Annotated in this window: 10 protein-coding genes and 2 pseudogenes; 7 read left to right on the top strand and 5 right to left on the bottom strand. The window is 68.6% G+C overall.

Annotation, left to right across the window (positions count from 1 at the left end):
* Nucleotides 1-514: 514 nt before the first annotated feature.
* On the top strand, nucleotides 515-1,282 hold the full coding sequence (locus ACIP94_RS33985) for an SDR family NAD(P)-dependent oxidoreductase (RefSeq protein WP_402434470.1): 768 nt from the start codon (nucleotides 515-517) through the stop codon (nucleotides 1,280-1,282).
* Nucleotides 1,283-2,039: 757 nt separating this feature from the next.
* Here ACIP94_RS33985 and ACIP94_RS33980 read toward each other — a convergent pair.
* The 5 genes and pseudogenes from ACIP94_RS33980 to ACIP94_RS33960 form a co-directional block, all read right to left on the bottom strand.
* A pseudogene (locus ACIP94_RS33980) lies at nucleotides 2,040-2,396 on the bottom strand (transposase); the annotation flags it as partial.
* A gap of 150 nt (nucleotides 2,397-2,546) precedes the next feature.
* Nucleotides 2,547-3,275, bottom strand: coding sequence for a hypothetical protein (locus ACIP94_RS33975; RefSeq protein ID WP_402434467.1), 729 nt, complete (start codon nucleotides 3,273-3,275; stop codon nucleotides 2,547-2,549).
* Between the two features lie 84 nt (nucleotides 3,276-3,359).
* Nucleotides 3,360-4,103, bottom strand: coding sequence for a hypothetical protein (locus ACIP94_RS33970; protein WP_402434464.1), 744 nt, complete (start codon nucleotides 4,101-4,103; stop codon nucleotides 3,360-3,362).
* Nucleotides 4,104-4,136: 33 nt separating this feature from the next.
* Nucleotides 4,137-8,000, bottom strand: a complete 3,864-nt coding sequence (locus ACIP94_RS33965) for a DUF6531 domain-containing protein (protein WP_402434461.1) — start codon at nucleotides 7,998-8,000, stop codon at nucleotides 4,137-4,139.
* Between the two features lie 629 nt (nucleotides 8,001-8,629).
* Nucleotides 8,630-9,001 (bottom strand): hypothetical protein, encoded by a 372-nt coding sequence (locus ACIP94_RS33960; protein ID WP_402434459.1) that lies wholly within the window; start codon nucleotides 8,999-9,001, stop codon nucleotides 8,630-8,632.
* Nucleotides 9,002-9,814: 813 nt separating this feature from the next.
* Between ACIP94_RS33960 and ACIP94_RS33955 the strand changes: the two genes are divergently transcribed.
* The 6 genes and pseudogenes from ACIP94_RS33955 to ACIP94_RS33930 all read left to right on the top strand — a co-directional run bounded on the left by ACIP94_RS33955 (nucleotide 9,815) and on the right by ACIP94_RS33930 (nucleotide 16,965).
* Complete coding sequence (locus tag ACIP94_RS33955) at nucleotides 9,815-10,495, top strand: polymorphic toxin-type HINT domain-containing protein (RefSeq protein WP_402434456.1); 681 nt, start codon at nucleotides 9,815-9,817, stop codon at nucleotides 10,493-10,495.
* Nucleotides 10,492-10,887, top strand: coding sequence for a hypothetical protein (locus ACIP94_RS33950; RefSeq protein ID WP_402434454.1), 396 nt, complete (start codon nucleotides 10,492-10,494; stop codon nucleotides 10,885-10,887). The genes ACIP94_RS33955 and ACIP94_RS33950 overlap by 4 nt, the downstream gene beginning before the upstream one ends.
* A gap of 369 nt (nucleotides 10,888-11,256) precedes the next feature.
* Nucleotides 11,257-11,790, top strand: a pseudogene (locus ACIP94_RS33945) (transposase family protein); the annotation flags it as partial.
* A 602-nt stretch (nucleotides 11,791-12,392) separates the two neighbouring features.
* The gene (locus ACIP94_RS33940; protein ID WP_402434451.1) at nucleotides 12,393-13,172 is read left to right on the top strand and encodes a thioesterase II family protein; all 780 of its coding nucleotides are present in this window, start codon (nucleotides 12,393-12,395) and stop codon (nucleotides 13,170-13,172) included.
* Nucleotides 13,173-14,171: 999 nt separating this feature from the next.
* Nucleotides 14,172-15,380, top strand: a complete 1,209-nt coding sequence (locus ACIP94_RS33935) for a cytochrome P450 (protein ID WP_402434448.1) — start codon at nucleotides 14,172-14,174, stop codon at nucleotides 15,378-15,380.
* Between the two features lie 235 nt (nucleotides 15,381-15,615).
* A complete protein-coding gene (locus tag ACIP94_RS33930; RefSeq protein ID WP_402434445.1) occupies nucleotides 15,616-16,965 on the top strand; it encodes a serine hydrolase domain-containing protein in 1,350 nt (449 codons plus the stop codon).
* Nucleotides 16,966-17,071: the final 106 nt, after the last annotated feature.

Genomic DNA, 17,071 nt, shown 5'->3' with positions numbered 1-17,071 from the left:
AGCAGCACAAATCGCGCGAGCTGCAGAATGTCTTCGTTGATTTCCGACTTGATCAGGTCGACATGATCGGCCAGGCCGAGGACTCCGTACTTGGCGCAGAGACTCCGCAGTGGCCTTTCGCGGTGCATCCAGGCTGTTCAGCCACGCCTGCCACGCTGGAGGATCACTCACCGCAACAGCATGCTCCACGGCCGGGCCCGAGTGATCGGAACATCGGGTTGCTGTCGCACCAGGCGTCACGGTTCACGGAAGTGCGCCGAGCCTTGGAACCGGCCACAGGCGCTCTCGCTCCCCACTTGGTTGCGCCGTGAACGAAGGGTCTCCCCATGGGGCATACGGGGCATCATGCGCGGCCATTCGAGGGGTGCCGTGGCCGCTTCCCCTATGACTGCCGTCCGGCCGGGACAGCGTCCTCACAGGGGTACGCCCTGGCCGGAAGAGAGCCCCGGTGCCCTGCGGGCTGCCGGCCGCTTGCCTGCCGTTCATTTGTCTGCTCGCAGGAAGGACCCTCGACGTGCCTGTTCCCGTCGTCCTCATCACGGGCGCACTCACCGGTATCGGACGGGCAACCGCGTTGGCCTATGCCCGTCAGAGCGCGAACCTTGTCGTCTCAGGCCGCCACCGGGACGTCGGCGAGCAGCTCGCCACGGAGCTCGGCGACCTCGGCGCCCAAGCCGAGTTCGTGCGTGCCGACGTCCGCTCCGACGCCGATGTGGAGAACCTCGCCGATCGTGCGGTCGAGCGGTTCGGGCGACTCGATGTCGCCTTCAACAACGCCGGCACCGAGGGAACGCCCGGGCCGGTCACCGAGGTGACCGACGAGAGCTACCAGGCCACCTTCGATACGAACGTCAAGGGCACGCTGCTGTGTCTGAAGCACGAGTTCCGTCTCATGAGGGAGCAGGGCGGCGGCAGCATCGTCAATGTCAGCTCCACTTTCGGTTTGATGGGTTACCCCGGCGCGACCCTGTACGTCGGCAGCAAGCACGCGGTCACCGGCATCACGAAGGCGGCCGCACTCGAAGGCGCCGCGCACGGAATCCGGGTCAACGCCGTCGCTCCCGGCTACACCCGCACGGCGATGTACGAGCGGTTCACCGGCGACGACACGGCGCGGGACGCGGTCGACTCGGTGCTGCCCCTGCACCGGGCGGGCACCCCCGAGGAGATTGCCGAGGCCGTCCAGTACCTGGGCTCGGACAAGGCGAGCTACATCACCGGCCATATCCTCACCGTCGACGGCGGTCTCATGGCGGGCGGACCCCTGTTGCCGGGCTCGTGAGGCAGCCACAACCGAGGAGCGAACACGGCGAAGCGCTCGGGCGTCGAAGCGGTTCACACCTTCTGGGAGCAGGTATGGCAGTCTCCCCAGAACTATGCCGCCATCGACGACCTCGTCGGGTGAGACCCCACCGACCGGGACGGTGAGGACCTGCGGACCGCCGGAGTCTGCCCGCTCACCGTCGTCTACTGGATCAACCGATCGCACGAGTACCTGTACGTGCTCGACATCGTCCGGGCCGGATAGCCGGCCTGCACAGCGCCCTTCCAAGGCCCTCGCTCCGCCGGAGTCCCCGCCCGGAGCGAGGGCCTTCTTGCGTTTGCCGGATGTGTCCTGCCCTACGCCGACGCAGCTCTCAGGAAGATTTTTTTGAATCCCTTTCTCACACGTCTCCTCGCCCGCGGCTGAGAAGTCTGTGCAGTCTCACGTTCGGCCCGCAGGGGCCGAGCACGGACTGCGCCTTCCCATACCGACGAACAGAGAGGGCCAGGCATGATCGGCGGCGAGACGAAGCGGAAGGTGCCGCGCCAGCGTGGCCTTGCCCCGGGTGACCTATGCCCTGAAGGGGTCTTGTGCCCTGAGGCCCAGCGGCAGTGGGAGGTTGGGCTGAACAAGACGTCCGCGCTGCGCAACCTGGTCTGGGCCTACACAAACGCCAAGGGACGCAGACAGATGACGTTATGTCGAAGGTGATGATGGCGTTCTTTGCGCGGCTCAGGTCGGGTCCGTTGGAGGGGGACGTCGAGGCCTACCTCAACAGCCGGTCCTCACTGGTCGGGGCGTCGGGGCGGAGCCAGTTGCTCACCTCCACAGCCAGCACGATCCGCCCGTCGGCCGCCCTGGGCAGCGGCAGGCCCGCCAGCGGGCGCCGCAACCGGGCCGGCTCCGCCCAGCCCTGGTCCAACGCCGCGTACATCGCCCCGTGCCCGCGCCGGTGCTCGACCGCCGGCGACAGCTCGACCAGCGTCTTCACCGGCCCGTCCGCACACAGCACCGCGTCGGTGAGCTCAAAGAGCGCATCCGCGCGGGCGTAAAGGCACTCGTAGAACCCGACCCGAAAGCGGGACAAGAATTCGAACGCCTCGCCCGCGGGCGCGTGGACCGGGAGACTCATACGCAGCGGCCGTTCTCTCGTGCTTCGTGACTCGACATCTCGAAGCGTGGAGAACGGCCGCCTCCGCTGTCCCGAGAAAAACCGCAGATCAGCAGGTCGGGTGACAGACGAGGTCAAACGTCAAGCTGAGAACCTGGGAGTGGAGCGAGATCAGCTGAAGCTGAGTTGGGAGATCTTGCCGGAGAGCGCCTGGGCGTGCTCTTGGACTGTCTCGGCGTGGTGGGTGAAGATCTGCGCGTGAGACCGGAGCTCCTCGGGGTGGATCATGAATCCGCTGTCCGCGTCCGGTCCGGAGCCGCTAACGCCGAGGACGTCCTCCAGGGCCGAGTAGGTCATGCCGGCGACGGCCTTCTCGATCACGCCGAGCAGGGGGTTGAGTGCGGCTTCGATGACCTGGCCGATGATGTACTGGATGAGCTGTTGTTCCAGGTAGTCGACGGCTTTCTCCGCGGCGTCGATGACCAGGGCTTCGGCTGCCTCGGCGATTCCGAGGGTGGCCACGGCTGCGGCCTGGTCTGCGATGAAGCTGGCTGCCAGCACGGCCAGTTCCCCGATGCACTCCAGTTTCATCGCGACGATGTAGTCCGCTGCGGCGTCCAGTGCCGTGGCGAGCACTTGGCAGCCTTCCAGCAGGTCGTTCATGTGGCCCCGTGACAGGTGGGCCCACTTGGAGACCAGCAGTTCGTAGGAGTTGGCCTGGTAGGCGGCTCCCATGGCCTGTATTCGGCTGGTGGCCCTCTGGTGGGTGTCCTCGATATTGGTTGCGAACTCGCGTACGTGCGAGGCGAACTCACTCACGGAGTCCTCGTTGACCTGCGGCCAGTTGACCCCGATGAACTGCAGGAACTGCACCACCTCGTCGGGCAGCTCGATCGCCACCGGCCCCTCCTTGGTCTTGTCGTGTGGTGCCGCACGTCTCACTGGCCCGGCCAAAGGCCAGCTCGGTCTGTATCGGGGCGTGACTCAGACCTCGCCGGTCAGCGCGGCTTGTGCGAACGCGAGCAACTCGGCCCGGTCGGGTTCGCGCCGGATTCCCTCGCCTTCCAGTACGTATGTGCCTGCCCATTCGGCACGCCAGACCTGGTGGCGGAAGTTCTCGAACTCGACGAAACCTGCCGCTGCACCCTCCAGCAGTTCAAGTTCGCGCATGAGGACGGGCGGTTTGGCGAGCGCGCGGTGGGCTGCGGTGCTCCGTGAGCCGGTGACGGTGTTGTGGTAGCTCATCTTCAGGAACGGTAGCGGCTCGCGGTCGAGGTTGGTGACCCGCAGGCCGTGAGGGTGCGAGACCTGGGAGTATGCCTCCTCGTCGGTCTCGGTGCCGGAGAACTCGTAGTGCCAGCCGGGGAAGACGGCGTAGGTGGCCTGGTGGAGGTCCTTGTCGTCTCGGGCGTGGTAGGTGTGCGCGCGTGGGGCCGCCACAGCGACGGTGTCGAAGTCGCGTCCGGTGGCGGTGAATCCGGGCAGCGCGATGAGGGGGCGGTTGTCGTTGGCCAGTTGGGCGGCGTGGTCGCGGGCGAAGGCGAGTACCTCGCGTACCAGGGTCTCGTCGTAGGAGTCCATGGTGTTGATCTGGAGCACGTGCTCGCGATCGGTGGCGAGCGCGGCGACGAAGTGGAAGCGGGGGTTCGGTGACCAGTGCCAGGCGTCGGGCAGCCCGGGGAAGGGTTCGGCGCCGGGCATGCCGGAGAGGATCGCGGTCTGGTCCATAGCAAAGCTCCAGAGGCCGGGGGCGGGGTGTCACTACGTGCAACGATAGTTGGGCCCGACGTCCTGGCGGTACGTTTGCCCTAGTCTGGCGCCGCCGCTGGAGTTCTGGCTACGGGTCATGGGTTCGAGGTTGGCGGGGTCGTTGTAGAAGTCGTTGCGGGTTGGGCGGTCGGTGTTGTAGCCGGTGGTGTTCCAGTGGTTGACTACCGGGTCCAGGTGCTCGTACGTGAGCTGGTCGTAGGGGACGACCTGGCCGGTGCTGTCGCGCCAGGTCAGCTGTTCGCGCAGGATCGGGTTGCCGGCCGCGTCGACCGGGTGCGCGGTGCCCTGCGCGAGTCCCTCGTCGGTCCAGTTCTGGACCATCGCGTCGTGTGTGGACTGCCGGTAGCCACTGGGGTATTCGCTGTCGCGGTTGTGCGTGACGGGGGCGGCGTTCGGATCATGCATGTACCGGCCGCGGGCGTCGCGCATCGTCAGGCCGAACGGGTCGCACGCCAGGAGCGGGTTGCCGACGTAGCCGTAGGCGTCGGGGGCGGGCGACAGACCCAGCGGGTCGGAGCTGAGGTAGCGGGCCGCGACGGGGTCGTAGTAGCGGAAGACGTTGTAGTGCAGCCGCGATTCCGGGTCGTAGTACTGGCCGGGGAAGCGCAACGGCGTGTCGGTCGCGTGCCGGCTGGCGGCGATCTGCAGGCCCCAGAGGTTGCTGCGCTGCTGCCATGCGGTTGAGCCGTCGGGGGCGATGAGGTGGGTGGGGGTGCCGACGAGGTCGGTGATGATCGCGAAGAACCGGCGGTCGATGTCCTCCTGATCGTGCCCGGTGCCTATTCGCTCGGCTTGGGTGATCGGGTGCAGGCCGCGGTAGTCCCAGCTGAGTGTGTACGGGGCGGGCAGGCTCGAAGCGTAGGCGGTCTGCTCGACCAGTACCGCACCGGCCCAGGTGAACTCGGTCCGCTCGCGGACCGTCCATGCTGCGCCCTCGTCGACCAGGTGCTGCTTGCTGATCCGGCGGCCGAGCGGATCGTAGCGGTACGTCCAGCGGCTGCCGTCCGGGGTGGTGACCTCGGTGAGGCGGTCCTCGGCGTCCCAGGTGTAGTGCCAGGTGCGGGTGCGGCCGGAGAGCGTGGTCTGGCGGCGGCCGGTGATCCGGCCCTGGCCGTCGTAGTCGTAGGCGATGTGCCCGGCACGGCGCAGCAGCGAGCCCTGGTATTCGCGTTGGCCCTGTGCGGCCGCGTCGCGTTGGCGCTGGCTGGGCCAGATGGCCTCAAGAGGGTGGCCGCCCTGGTCGTAGGCATAGTGCTCGGTCCAGTCGGTGGCGTGCACGGCGGTCACGCGGCCGGCTCGGTCCAGCTCGTAGTGGGTGGTGTCCGCAATCTTCCCGAGTGCGTGGTCGGTGAGGGCGGTCAGGGCGCTGTCGGCCCGGTAGTGGTAGGAGCGGCGCAGCAGCGCCTGGGCATCCGTGCCGGTGAGGGTTTGGGCGGTCAGCCGGTTGGTGGCGTCCCAGGCGAAGGCGAGGGTGAGGTCGGGGCCGAGGTGGCGGGCGGTCTCCCGGCCCACCGCGTCGTGCTCGAAGGCTAGCTGCTGCCCGGCCGCGGTGAGCGACAGCGGCTTGCCCGCGGGGTCGTAGCTCCAGGTGCTGAGGCTGCCGGAGGGGGTACGCCGGGTGGCCAGATTGCCGAGCTCGTCGTAGGTGAACTCGATGGTCCGGCCGTCGACGGTCTCGGCGAGTATGCGCCCGACCGGGTCGTAGCGGCGGGTGAGCTCGCAGACGGTGTTGCGGGCGGACAGCAGCTGGCCGGTCTGGTCGTAGCGGTACTGGGTGAGCTCGCCGTCCGCGTCCTTGGCCACGATCCGGCCCAGTGGATCGAGGGTGTAGCGGATGGCCTGGCCGAGTCCGTTGCGGCACTCCGTCAACTGGCCCGCTGCGTCGTAGGCGTAGCCGATGGTGCGGCCGTCGAAATCGGTTTCGGAGACCAGGCGGCCTGTGGCGTCGTATGTGTAGTTCCAGGTCAGGCCCTGGGGCTGGGTGACCTCGGTGAGCCGTAACTCCGTGTCGTGGGTGAAGGTGTAGCGGGTGCCGTCCGGCTCGGTGCGGGCGGCGATCAGGTGGAAGTGGGTGTACTCGAGTTCCGTTGTGGCACCGGCCGGGTCGGTGTGCCGCAGGAGGTTGCCCTCGGGGTCGTATGCCCAGGCGTCGCTGGTCCCGCCGGGCTGGGTGCGGGCCAGCAGGCGTCCCTCGACCGTCCAGTGGTAGCGGGAGGTGTTGCCGAGCGGGTCGGTGATGGCGATGGGTCGGCCGAAGGCGTCGCGCTGGTACTCGGTCCGTCCGCCGAGCGGGTCCAGCGCCTCGGCGAGCAGGCCGTGCGGGTCGCAGCGCACCTGCGTGGTGCTTCCGAACGCGTTGGTCACACCGGTGAGGCAGCCGAGTTCGTCGTAGGTGAAGCGGGTCGTGACGCCAGCGCGGTCGGTGATCTCGGTGCGGTTGCCGCGCTCGTCGTACGCCTGGCGCCAGGTCCGGCCCTCCGGTGTGGTGATCTCGACCGGCAGGCGCAGCTCGTTGTAAGCGATCTGCAGGCTGGTGCCGTCGGGCCGGTCAACGCGCACTACATCGCCGCGCGCATCGAAGGTGTTGCGGGTGGTGTGGCCAAGCGGGTCGGTGTACGACAGCAGCCGCCCGTAGCGGTCGTGTTCGAGACGAACGGTGTGGCCGAGCGAGCCGGTGATCCGGGTGAGGTGCCGGTGCTCGTCGTAGTAGTACTCGGTGCGGGCACCCTGGCTGTTGGTAACGGTGGTACGGCGGTTGACGGTGTCGTAGCTGAAATCGGCGTCCAAGGCACCATTGGGGCCTCGGCCGTGGGCGACGCGGTCGTCCGCCCCGTACACGTAGGTGTAGCTGTGGCCGTTGCGGTCGGTCCAGGAGGTGATCCGGTTCCGCTCGTCGTATTCGTAGATCAGCGGCCGGCCGGAGGAGTTGATGATGTCGGTGAGCCGTCCGCGGATGTCGTAGCGGAAGCCCACCACGGTGGTGCCCGCGCCACGGTTACTGCCATCGAGCAGCCGCAGCTCCTCGATCCGCGGACCGACGGCGGTCTGCACGGCATCCACCGCGACGCGACGACCGCCCGACTGCCGGACCTCGACCGGCAGACCGTCGTCGTCATGCACGAACTCGATGCGGTGGCCGTTGCGGTCGGTCAGCGCGGCGAGCGGGCGGATGATCCCTGAGGACTGTGGCAAGGCGGGGAAGTGGCGTATCGAGCCGTTGACCGGGTCATCGATCCGGATCACGTCCTCGCCCCGGTCCCAGCTGAGCGGCCAGCGAGCGCCGTCCTCGGGCAACACGTGCTGGCCTGGCCCGGGAACGGGGTAGTGCAGGACTTGGCCGTCTTCACCCGCATAGTGGATCTGCTGGTGGTCGATCTGCAACCTCTGGGTGAGGGTGGCGGACCAGCCCGGACCGAACAGCGTGCCACCCTGGTAGCCGGAGGCGTAGGCGCGGCGGAGTACGAGCCGCAGCAAGCCGGGCAGGTCGAGATCAGTCGCGGAAGTGATCATCTGGCCCGAGACCACGTCGACCGGGTCGCCGCCAGTCTGGCAGCCGCTGTTGCCCTCGACGCCCTGGCCGCCGCCACGCCTGCCGGCCCCGAGATCCGGTTCACGTCCGCCGCCGTTGGGCAAGTGCGGGTCAGCGACAGGCAGATCGCCCGCGCGGCCCTTCGCGATGTTCTCGAGATCCTTGGCCGCCTCCGCTTCCTGCTTCGCTACCCGATCGGCGACCTTCATGGCACCGCTCTGGGTCTCCTTCAGGATGTCGTGGTATGCCTTGGAGAAGTCCCGGGCAAGAGCCTGCTCGGTCTTTTTCGCAACGTCCTCCAGCGCGTGGCTGATCTGCCCGCTCATGGCTGCGGCTCTCTCCCCCCAGGACAGTCACGCTGACACTGCGTCACGTTCAGGCTAGCAAAAAACGAACAGTCGTTCAGATCCTCCAGTTTCGCTCTGGCGTGCGCTTTCCATCACGGCCGCCGCAGCGGCGGCCAGCCTCCGGCACCTTCAGTCAGCTGGTGAGCCGTGCACTCGCAGCGGCCGCCTGTACGGGCGGAAGGCGGCCGCGGCCCTCCTGCTCTCGTTGGATGTCGCGCAGGCGGGCGAACCCGTCGGCCTGGCCGTTCCGGTCATGCGTCTGGTCGCAGTCCTGGACCCGGCCGGGCACCCCCGTTCCCTGTGGGGCAGCGACGCTGTCATTCGCTACCTCAGCACCCAGCGCACCACGCTCCCGGGTGGCGCTCCCAGCGCGGTCGACCCCGGCCAGGCCCAGGCAGCGCTGCGGGCTTCTCCACCGCTACGGCGTAACACGGGAGGGACGCCAGGACGGCCCGTCCCGGGGCAGTCAGCGCGTCGGGACGAGGTCTGTGGGCACTGGAGGCCTCGATGCCCGGCCAGAGGGCGAGGCGGCTGGTGTTCCAGCGGATCAGGACGTCGCCGTGAACCTTGTTGGCAGTGAACGCGCCAGCCGTGACCAGGCCCCAGGGTCAGCCGGTGACCCGCAGCTCGAGGAGGACCGAGGGCTTGCCGCTGGCGCCCGCCTCACCGATGGGCTTGTAGTCGTTCTTCGCGGCCTCGACGACGGTTTCCTTGTCACCGTTGCTCACCTTGGCCTCGACCGGGTGGTCCTGGGTCCAGATGCCATAGGCATCGGGCAGCTCGAGGGTCAGGTCGCCCTGCTTTCCGCTGACCGAGAAGCAGAACTGCTTCTGAGCGGTCCGCGACTCCACCATGATCGCGTACATGGACTTGCAGTCGGTCGGCATGATGTGACCGTCGCCCCGCTTGAGCAGGATCTGCTTCTCCTGGAAGATCTTCGCCGCTCCCGGGTAGGCGAAGTCCTCGACGGCGTAGGGCATTTTGTCGTCACCCGGCGCCGGGCTGGGCGAGGTGGTGGGGGAGGGGTCACCCGGAGCGGCATGCGCGGTGGCCAGCGTCGCGACTCCGGCGCAGAGCGCCAGCCCCCCCGCAGACGCCCGTCATGATGACGTTGCGACCGCCGACCGCGACGCCGCCGACGCCACCGAATCGGCCGCCCAGGCCGAGTTCAACGCCGACTACGCACGCACCTCCGCTGTCCAGGCCGACCGGTCGGCCCACGACTCCGCGATCGCCGCCGGCAAGAGCGCCAAGGAAGCCCAGGAACAGGCTTCCCAGGCCCGGCAGATCACGATGGACAGGCGCCGGGCTGAGGAAGCCGAAGCCCGCCGCCAGGCCGAAGCAGCACGCAAGGCACAGGCCGAGGCCAAGAGGAATACCAAGCACTGCCATTACATCCCCCGCCTCGGCTACTACCCCGACTGCCTCAAGGACGGCGGTGTCATGGATCCGCCGATCAACGTGGATCCGCAAGAGGCCGCCATGATCTACGGCGGACTGTGGACGCTCTCGGGCGGCAAGGACATCCAGGACTGCATCGAGAACCCCACCCTCGGCAAGTGTGCCTTCGCCGCCATGGTGGTCATCCCCGGCGTCGGCGAACTCAAGGCGGCCAAGAAGGTCGAAGAGGGCGTCGAAGGCATCGCCGAGGCCAACCGGGTCACCAGGACCAGCGGTGGCTGGCTCCCCCGGGACGCCGTGGAGAACCTGTACAAGGTCTGCACCAGGCCGAACAGCTTCCCAGGTACCACCCGGGTGTTGATGGCCGACGGCGCGACCAAGAAATCGAGGACGTGCGCATCGGGGACGTGGTCCTGGCCACCGATCCCGAAAGCGGCCGCACGGAAGCCCACACCGTCACCCACACGATCTACACGCCGGACGACACCGACTTCGCCGACATCACGATCGACGCCGGCGCGGCACGGATCACCGCGACCCAGCACCACCCCTTCTGGTCACCGAGCGCCCACCGGTGGATCGACGCGGGCACCCTCGCGCCCGGCCAGACGCTGCGCACCAGCGGCGGCAAGACCGTCACCATCGTCCACGTCCATCGCTACCATCGGCTCCACTCCGCGTACAACCTGACCATCGACAGCTTCCACACGTACTACGTGCCGGCGGGCCGCACGCCGGTACTTGTGCACAACTCGATGGAGGAGTGCTCCGACGCGGCTTTCCAGACAGTGCTTCATAACGAGCAGGAAATCCTCGACGGTAAGGCTAGCCACATCATTCCTGGAATGGATCCCAGGACGCCGGAAGGTGCGGACGCACTCGCCCGCTATGTGGATCACATTTTCAGCACACCTGGAACCCCGCTCCTCAATGGTGCAGGTGAGGCCTGGTACGATGCGGAAAGAGGGGTATACATTTTCCGGGGTGGCAATCCGGATCCCCCCAGCGGATCCGTATTCCGTGCTCCGCCGGAGTACTTCACCACAAAGACCGGAGTGCAGATCGAAAAATGAACCTCAATTGGACCGGCGAAGAGTACGAAATGCTCCTCGCGTCGCCACGTGAACACCATCTGGTACGTGACGCGATCGTGGAGGCGGTCTACGTCGTGGGTGAACTCCCCGATGTTGACTGTGTCGCACGGCTAGGGCGCACCAAGACCGAGGTGTATGACTTCCTCGAAAACTGGGGGGAATTCCTCGGCTCCCGGAATCTTTCGGTCCCTGATCTGGAACTCATCAGGTCGTGCTTCGCGGAGACACTCGACTTCTTCTCCGACACGGAATACCAGATGCGTACGGGCTGGACAAAGGAAGAGTCTTCCACCGTGTTCGCCGGCCTGCTGGCCGACCGGAAAAGGATCACCATCGAAAGGCAATGGGGTGAAGTCGTCCCCTGCCCCTGAACAAAGCACTGAGGGGGAGAATTCGCCGTAGCGGACGGTTCAGTATCTAGACGCTGTCCCATCCACCTCGGCGACGACCGGGGAGGGCCTTTGCCGAGGATTCGGCAAAGGCCCTTTCCGCGTCCGCCCAGCCTCTTCGTGTGAGAGCGGCCCGCATCTGCACGCCAACCAGCGTGAGATCACCTGGGTAAAGGTTCAGGAGAACAAGTCCCCGGCCGGCGATGGTCAGCAGCATGTGGTGAACACACTGAGGCTTTTCCAACCTGCTTGTGCAGCACGTCGGTTGGCTGCGGGTGGCGTGGGGGGAATGGTGAAGCTCCTGGTAGATGGGTTGTCGACCAAGATCAATCCGTCTGCCCGGAGCTTCACGTGCTTGTCTACCCATCGGGGATCGATCTGTCCAACTCGACCCTGCGCCAGCTGTCCGACCTGCTGAGGGCCCGGCGTCGTGAGCGCGGCACGCGCTGGCGCCGCCTGAGCGCGGACCGACAGGCTCTGCTCGCGCTGGCCCATCTGCGCTGCGGGCACACATACACCCAGCTCGCGGCTGGCTTCGGGATCGGGCTGGCTACCGTCTACCGGTACATCTCCGAGGCGGTGGAGGTCTTGGCCGCCCTCGGCCCCACCCTCCAGCAGGCTATGACCGTCGCCGTCAACGAGGCATTCGTGATCCTGGACGGCACCCTGCTTCACATAGACCGCATTGCCGCCGATCGCCGCTACTACTCTGGCAAGCACAAGTGCCACGGCATGAACGTCCAGGTCATCGCCGACGCGTTCGGGCGCCTGCTGTGGGCCTCACCTGCCCTGCCGGGTGCTGTCCACGACATCAAGGCCGCACGCACCCACGGCATCATCGTAGCGCTCACCCAAGCCGGCATCCGGACGTGGGCAGACAAGGGTGAGCGCCGGAACCCCGAGTGCATCGGAGGCGGGCAGCAGCCGTTGGCGCCGCTCGACGCGGCCACACCCCGCGACCGCCTTATCCACCAACTCCTGCGGGAACGCGCGGGGCTGTACCCGAATCGCGATCCGATCCGGCAACCGCTCATCCCACGACGACTTCATCCGTCCGGGGGCCTTGGCACACCACGCCCAACGACCCGAAAGCCGGAAAATCACCGGTATTGCGTCCAGTGCCCAACAGGCAAGGCTCGCCCCGTCGCGACGCCCGGCACGCCCTCTCGCCGCACCGGCCGCAAGCCCGAGTACGTCCGGTACGAGGACTTCCGGCCGGCACGCCGAGAGCACGCTCCCCCCAAACTCTCGGCTTCGCTCGAGCAGGGGGGACCCGATGCCGCCTTCCTTGACGCGCAAAACGTTGCCTGCTGGGGCACCAGCCAGCCGTTGACGCCGGTGTTCCAGATCTGTTGGCGGAATGTCCCACTCGACGCGCCGGAGGAGGAGATCGTACGGTCGCGCGGGACGTGTCGGACGGATCGGCTGCCGTGGCGCGTGACGGTCGTGTGCGGGAGCCGGTGCCCGGAGCAGGGTGGAGGCGCTTGATGGGCGGCAGGGATCCATGGGTACGGGAACTCCGCAGAACCGAACGGCCGGCGGCGCACGTGGTGTTCCTGCCGCACGCCGGCGGTGCCGCCACCTATTTCGCGCCGTTGGCGCACCACTTCCCGGGGGAGTTGGATCTCTCGGCCGTCCAGTACCCCGGGCGGCAGGAGCGGCTGACCGAGCCCCTCGTCCCCACCGTAGAGGGGCTTGCCGAGGAGCTGGTGCCCTCTCTTCGGAAGTATGCCGCCGATGAGATACCTCTCGTGCTGTTCGGTCACAGCATGGGAGCGAGCGTGGCGTTCGAGGCCGCCGTACGTCTCGCCGCCGAAGGCGCCGCAGCTCCGCGCCGGTTGGTCGTCTCAGGGAGCCCGGCGCCGTCGGCCCGCCGGAAGAGTCGCGTCCGCGGCTGCTCCGACCAAGAGATCCTCGAGGATCTCGCGGAGTTGGGTGGGACCGAGGGCGAGATCATCGACAGTCCGGACCTCATGGACCTGCTCATGCCGGCTCTGCGGAGCGACTACCGCGCGGCCGCTCTGTACCGTCCGGCGGTGCACTCCGTGGTGGACGCGCCCCTGCTGTGCCTCACCGGCGATCAGGACCCGTATGTCACCCAGGAGCAGGCCGCGGCCTGGCGGGCGCATACCTCCGGCGACTTTCGGATGGGAACCCTCCCCGGCGGCCACTTCTTCCTGAACGAGCACCGGGAGGCGGTGGCGCGCCTCGTGGCGGATCACATCGGCCGCACGCACGGCGACCGGGGTCCGGACGGCGGCGCCTGACGCACAGGCGGCTCCGCGTTTCCCCGTCCGCTCGGTGCGGCGATGGGTGCATGCGCCGGCGCACGCTGTGTGGCGGTGCGCCAGCCCGTGCGCCCCCCGCGCGTCCTGACGTCCCGCCGTCCCGGCTCCCCCGCGAGCTCCCTCGGCGACGCATGTCCGGACGACGGCGCATCCGACCGGGCCATGTGGGCCGGCCGCCGGGGCCGGCCAACTGCCGTGCGGTCGACGCGGCCTCCGTGGGCGCGCCGTCGGGCCGGTAGGGGCGGTCGTCGCGGATCTCGGCCGAGCCTTTCCCAGGGGCAGCCGTTTGGGCTTCGAATCCCGGGGCACACGCGAAGGCGGCGATCCAGCCAGGACCGTCATGGGCAGAGAGCCTGGCCGATTCACCCGGCGGCACGCACCGTGAACCACATCAGCACCTCCGTTTCCACTTCAGGGGGTTGCGGTCGCGTGACTCGCCGTGAAAACTGTGAACGGCATCAACCGGGACGAATGTGGTTGGAGTACGCATTGTGTTGAGTACCGGAACGTGCTTGCCGCATGTGTGTACCCTCGCAGTTCGTCCCCGGGCGTGCGGCCCGGCCTGGCCTGCTGCCCGTTCGTGCGTACTGGCAATGCCCCGCGCGGCGGCTGCCGCACAGGGGGCTTCTTCGGGGGATGAGTGATGCGGGCTTGGATCGCAGGAAAGATCGCGTCGTCCGTTACGGGACTGACGACACGCCGGGGCGTGAATCGCCGGTTGTGTTGAGCCGGTCCGGGTGATCCGGCCGGCGGCAGATGACTGCCGTGAGGTCCCGGGAACGCTGCCGGTCCACAGCGCCCGGCGCGCGGCCGGCACCGTGCGTTCAACCGGCTGGAGACTCGACGAGTCGAGCGTGCGCGACCGCGCAACGGTTGTTCGTCGGCGCGAGGCCGGATCGGTTCCCCATGCGCCCGGCGGCCGCCCCACCTGTGGCGGCTCCGAGCCCGCACATCCCCCCACCCCCAAAGGGAGACACGGTGACTAGCGACCAACTGACGCAGGATTCGTCGGGCTTCGACACACTGACCGACGCATGGCGCTCCTTATACGACTCCGGCCCCGTGCGGTACGACGACGGGCAGGGCGTGTGGCAGGTTCTGGACTACCAGGGCGTCAGCTCCGTGCTGTCCGACCCCGCGACGTATTCCTCGGACCTCTCCTCCCTCACTCCCACCCAGCAGGACTTCGAGGCCTTCAGGCAGGGCAACTTCGTCGGGATGGACCCACCGGAGCACCGCAAGCTCCGTACCCTGGTGAGTCAGGCCTTCACCCCGCGGGTCGTCCACGGGCTGGAACCGCGCATCGAGGCCGTATGCGCCCATTTGCTCGACGACGTCGCGGACCGCGACCGGTTCGACCTCGTCGACGCGCTCGCGTATCCGCTCCCCATCATCGTGATCGCCGAACTGCTCGGCATTCCCGCCACCGACCACCGGCTGTTCCAGGAATGGGCCGGCATCCTGTTCGGGGGCGACCAGCTCGGCGAGGCGCCCGATATGGCCGACCTGGAGAGAGCGCTGGAGGCCATCGCCCCGACCGTGCGCGAGATGAACGGCTATGTCCTGGACCACATCCGCCACCGTCGCGCGCACCCGGGGGACGACCTCACCAGCAGGCTGCTGACCGCGCAGGTGGACGGCGTCCGACTGGCGGATCAGGAGATCGTCGGCTTCGTGGCCCTGCTGCTGGTCGCCGGCCACATCACCACCACGGCACTGCTGGGCAACGCCCTGGTCACTTTCGACCGGCATCCCGGCACGCTCACCGCGCTGCGCGAAGCACCCGAAAGGGTGCCGGAGGCCATCGAGGAGGTGTTGCGCTGGCTGCCACCCTTCCCCGAACTGGGGCGCCGCACCACGCGGCCCCTGGTGCTCGGTGGACAGGAAATCCCCGTGGACAGCCTGGTGATGGCCCATCTGGGCACCGCCAACCGCGATCCCGCCCGATTCGCCGAGCCCAATGTCTTCGACGCGACCCGCAGCCCCAACCCGCATCTGACCTTCGGTCACGGTATCCATTTCTGCTTCGGCGCGCCGCTGGCCCGGCTGGAGGCGCGGATCGCGTTGAACCTCCTGCTTGAACGTTTCCGCACCCTGGACGTTCCGTCCTACGAGGACGTCGTCCACCAGAATCCGGCCGTGATCGTCGGCGTACGCCATCTGCCCGTCGAGGTGACGAGGCCGTAGGCGGCGTCCGGCCGACCCGCCGCGCCCGGCATGGCGGTTCGCGGCGCTTCCGGCCCGCCCAGGTGCGCCTCGTACCCCGCGAGACGCCCCTGCCACGCGAGACACGCACTGCACATCGCACGCTGATCCGGCGCGCAGCGCGGCCCTCTGGCATCCGCATGCCTCGGACCCGCACCGCTCACCCCTGGGCCCGCCTGCCGCCGCCCGGCCCTGCTACCGAGAGAGTCCCCTTCTCATGCCGTACACCCCTACCGCTCCGGTCGCCGATCGGCGACCGTCCCTCTCGCAGAGGGCGTTACAGAGCCGCCTGGAGACCCTTGCCCGCGCCCACCAGGTGCCCGGCGCCCAACTCGCCGTGCACACCGCCAACCGCACACTGAGCGCGTGGACCGGAACAGCCGACGCCGCCACCGGCACCCCGTTCACAGCGGACACGGCCGTTCCGCTCGGGTCGGTCACCAAGGTCTACACGGCCGCCGTCGTGATGCTCCTGGCCGACGACGGCGACCTCGACCCGGACGAGCCCGCCGCCGCGTTCCTGCCCGAGCTGCGCGAACTGCCCGAGGTGACGGTGCGCCAGCTGCTCAGTCATACCGGCGGCCTGCCCACCGGACCCGACTCGGACACCGCCGCGGGGACCTCGGCCTCCGGCTACCTCAGGCAGGTGTGCACCGCCCGGGACGCACTGTTTCCGCCCGGGGCGGCCTTCTCCTACTCCAACGCCGGCTATGTCGCCGCCGGACGGCTGGTGACGGTGGTGACGGGCATGTCCTGGCAGGAAGCCGTCCGCGCCCTTGTCCTTGAGCCTCTGGGGACCGTGCCGGCGTTCCTCGGCGACACCGCACCCGACCGCCGTACCGCCGCGGGCCATGCCCGCAACACCGCGTCCGGTCAGCTGCGCAGGGCCCACCAGAACCTGGCCCCGGTGGAGGCGCCGGCCGGCGGCCTGCTGGCCGGCGCCCTGGACCTGGCGGCCCTCGGAAGGGCTTTGACCGGACGGTCCGCCGCGTTGCCGGCCGCCGTCGCCGCGGCCATGCGCCGCCCCGTTCCCGCAGCGGCACCGGGGGCGCTCGCCGACGCCTGGGGGCCGGGTCTCGCGCTGTACCGGCAGGACGGCCGATGGTGGTGCGGTCACGACGGAAACGCCCAGGGCACGTCGTGCCATCTGCGGGCGGAGCCGGACAGCGGCGTGGTCGTCGCCTTCACCGGCAACTCCGCCGGCGCCACCGCGCTGTGGCACGACCTCGCCGACGACCTCACCGAGATCACCGGTGTGCGCGTGCCGACCGCTCCGGCACCCGCGGACCGGAGCGAGGCCGTCACGCTTCCGGGGTGTGCCGGCACCTACCGCAACGGCGGTACCGAGTACCGGGTCGCCCTCGATGAGCACGGCTCGCCCACGCTGTCCGTGGACGGCGACTGCCCGCTCCCGCTCGTCTGCTACCCGGATCTGACCTGTGATCTGGTCGACCCGGCCACGGGGCGGCGGGAGCCCGGCGGCCGGTTCCACCGTGACCCGGCCACCGGCGCCATCGACCGCGTACAGATCTCCGGACGCACGGCCCGGCGCGTCGGCGCCGTCTGACCCACGAGCCGCCGCCCCTCCCGTCCGTACGCGCGGACGGCACCGCAACCGCTGCGCCGGGCCCCGCTTTGCCCGGTCGCCCGTGTCCGCGCTCCCTCGTCCCCGG

The organism is Streptomyces sp. NPDC093261, from assembly GCF_044753645.1.
Classification (GTDB): domain Bacteria; phylum Actinomycetota; class Actinomycetes; order Streptomycetales; family Streptomycetaceae; genus Streptomyces.
This window is presented reverse-complemented; position numbering and strand designations above follow the sequence as displayed.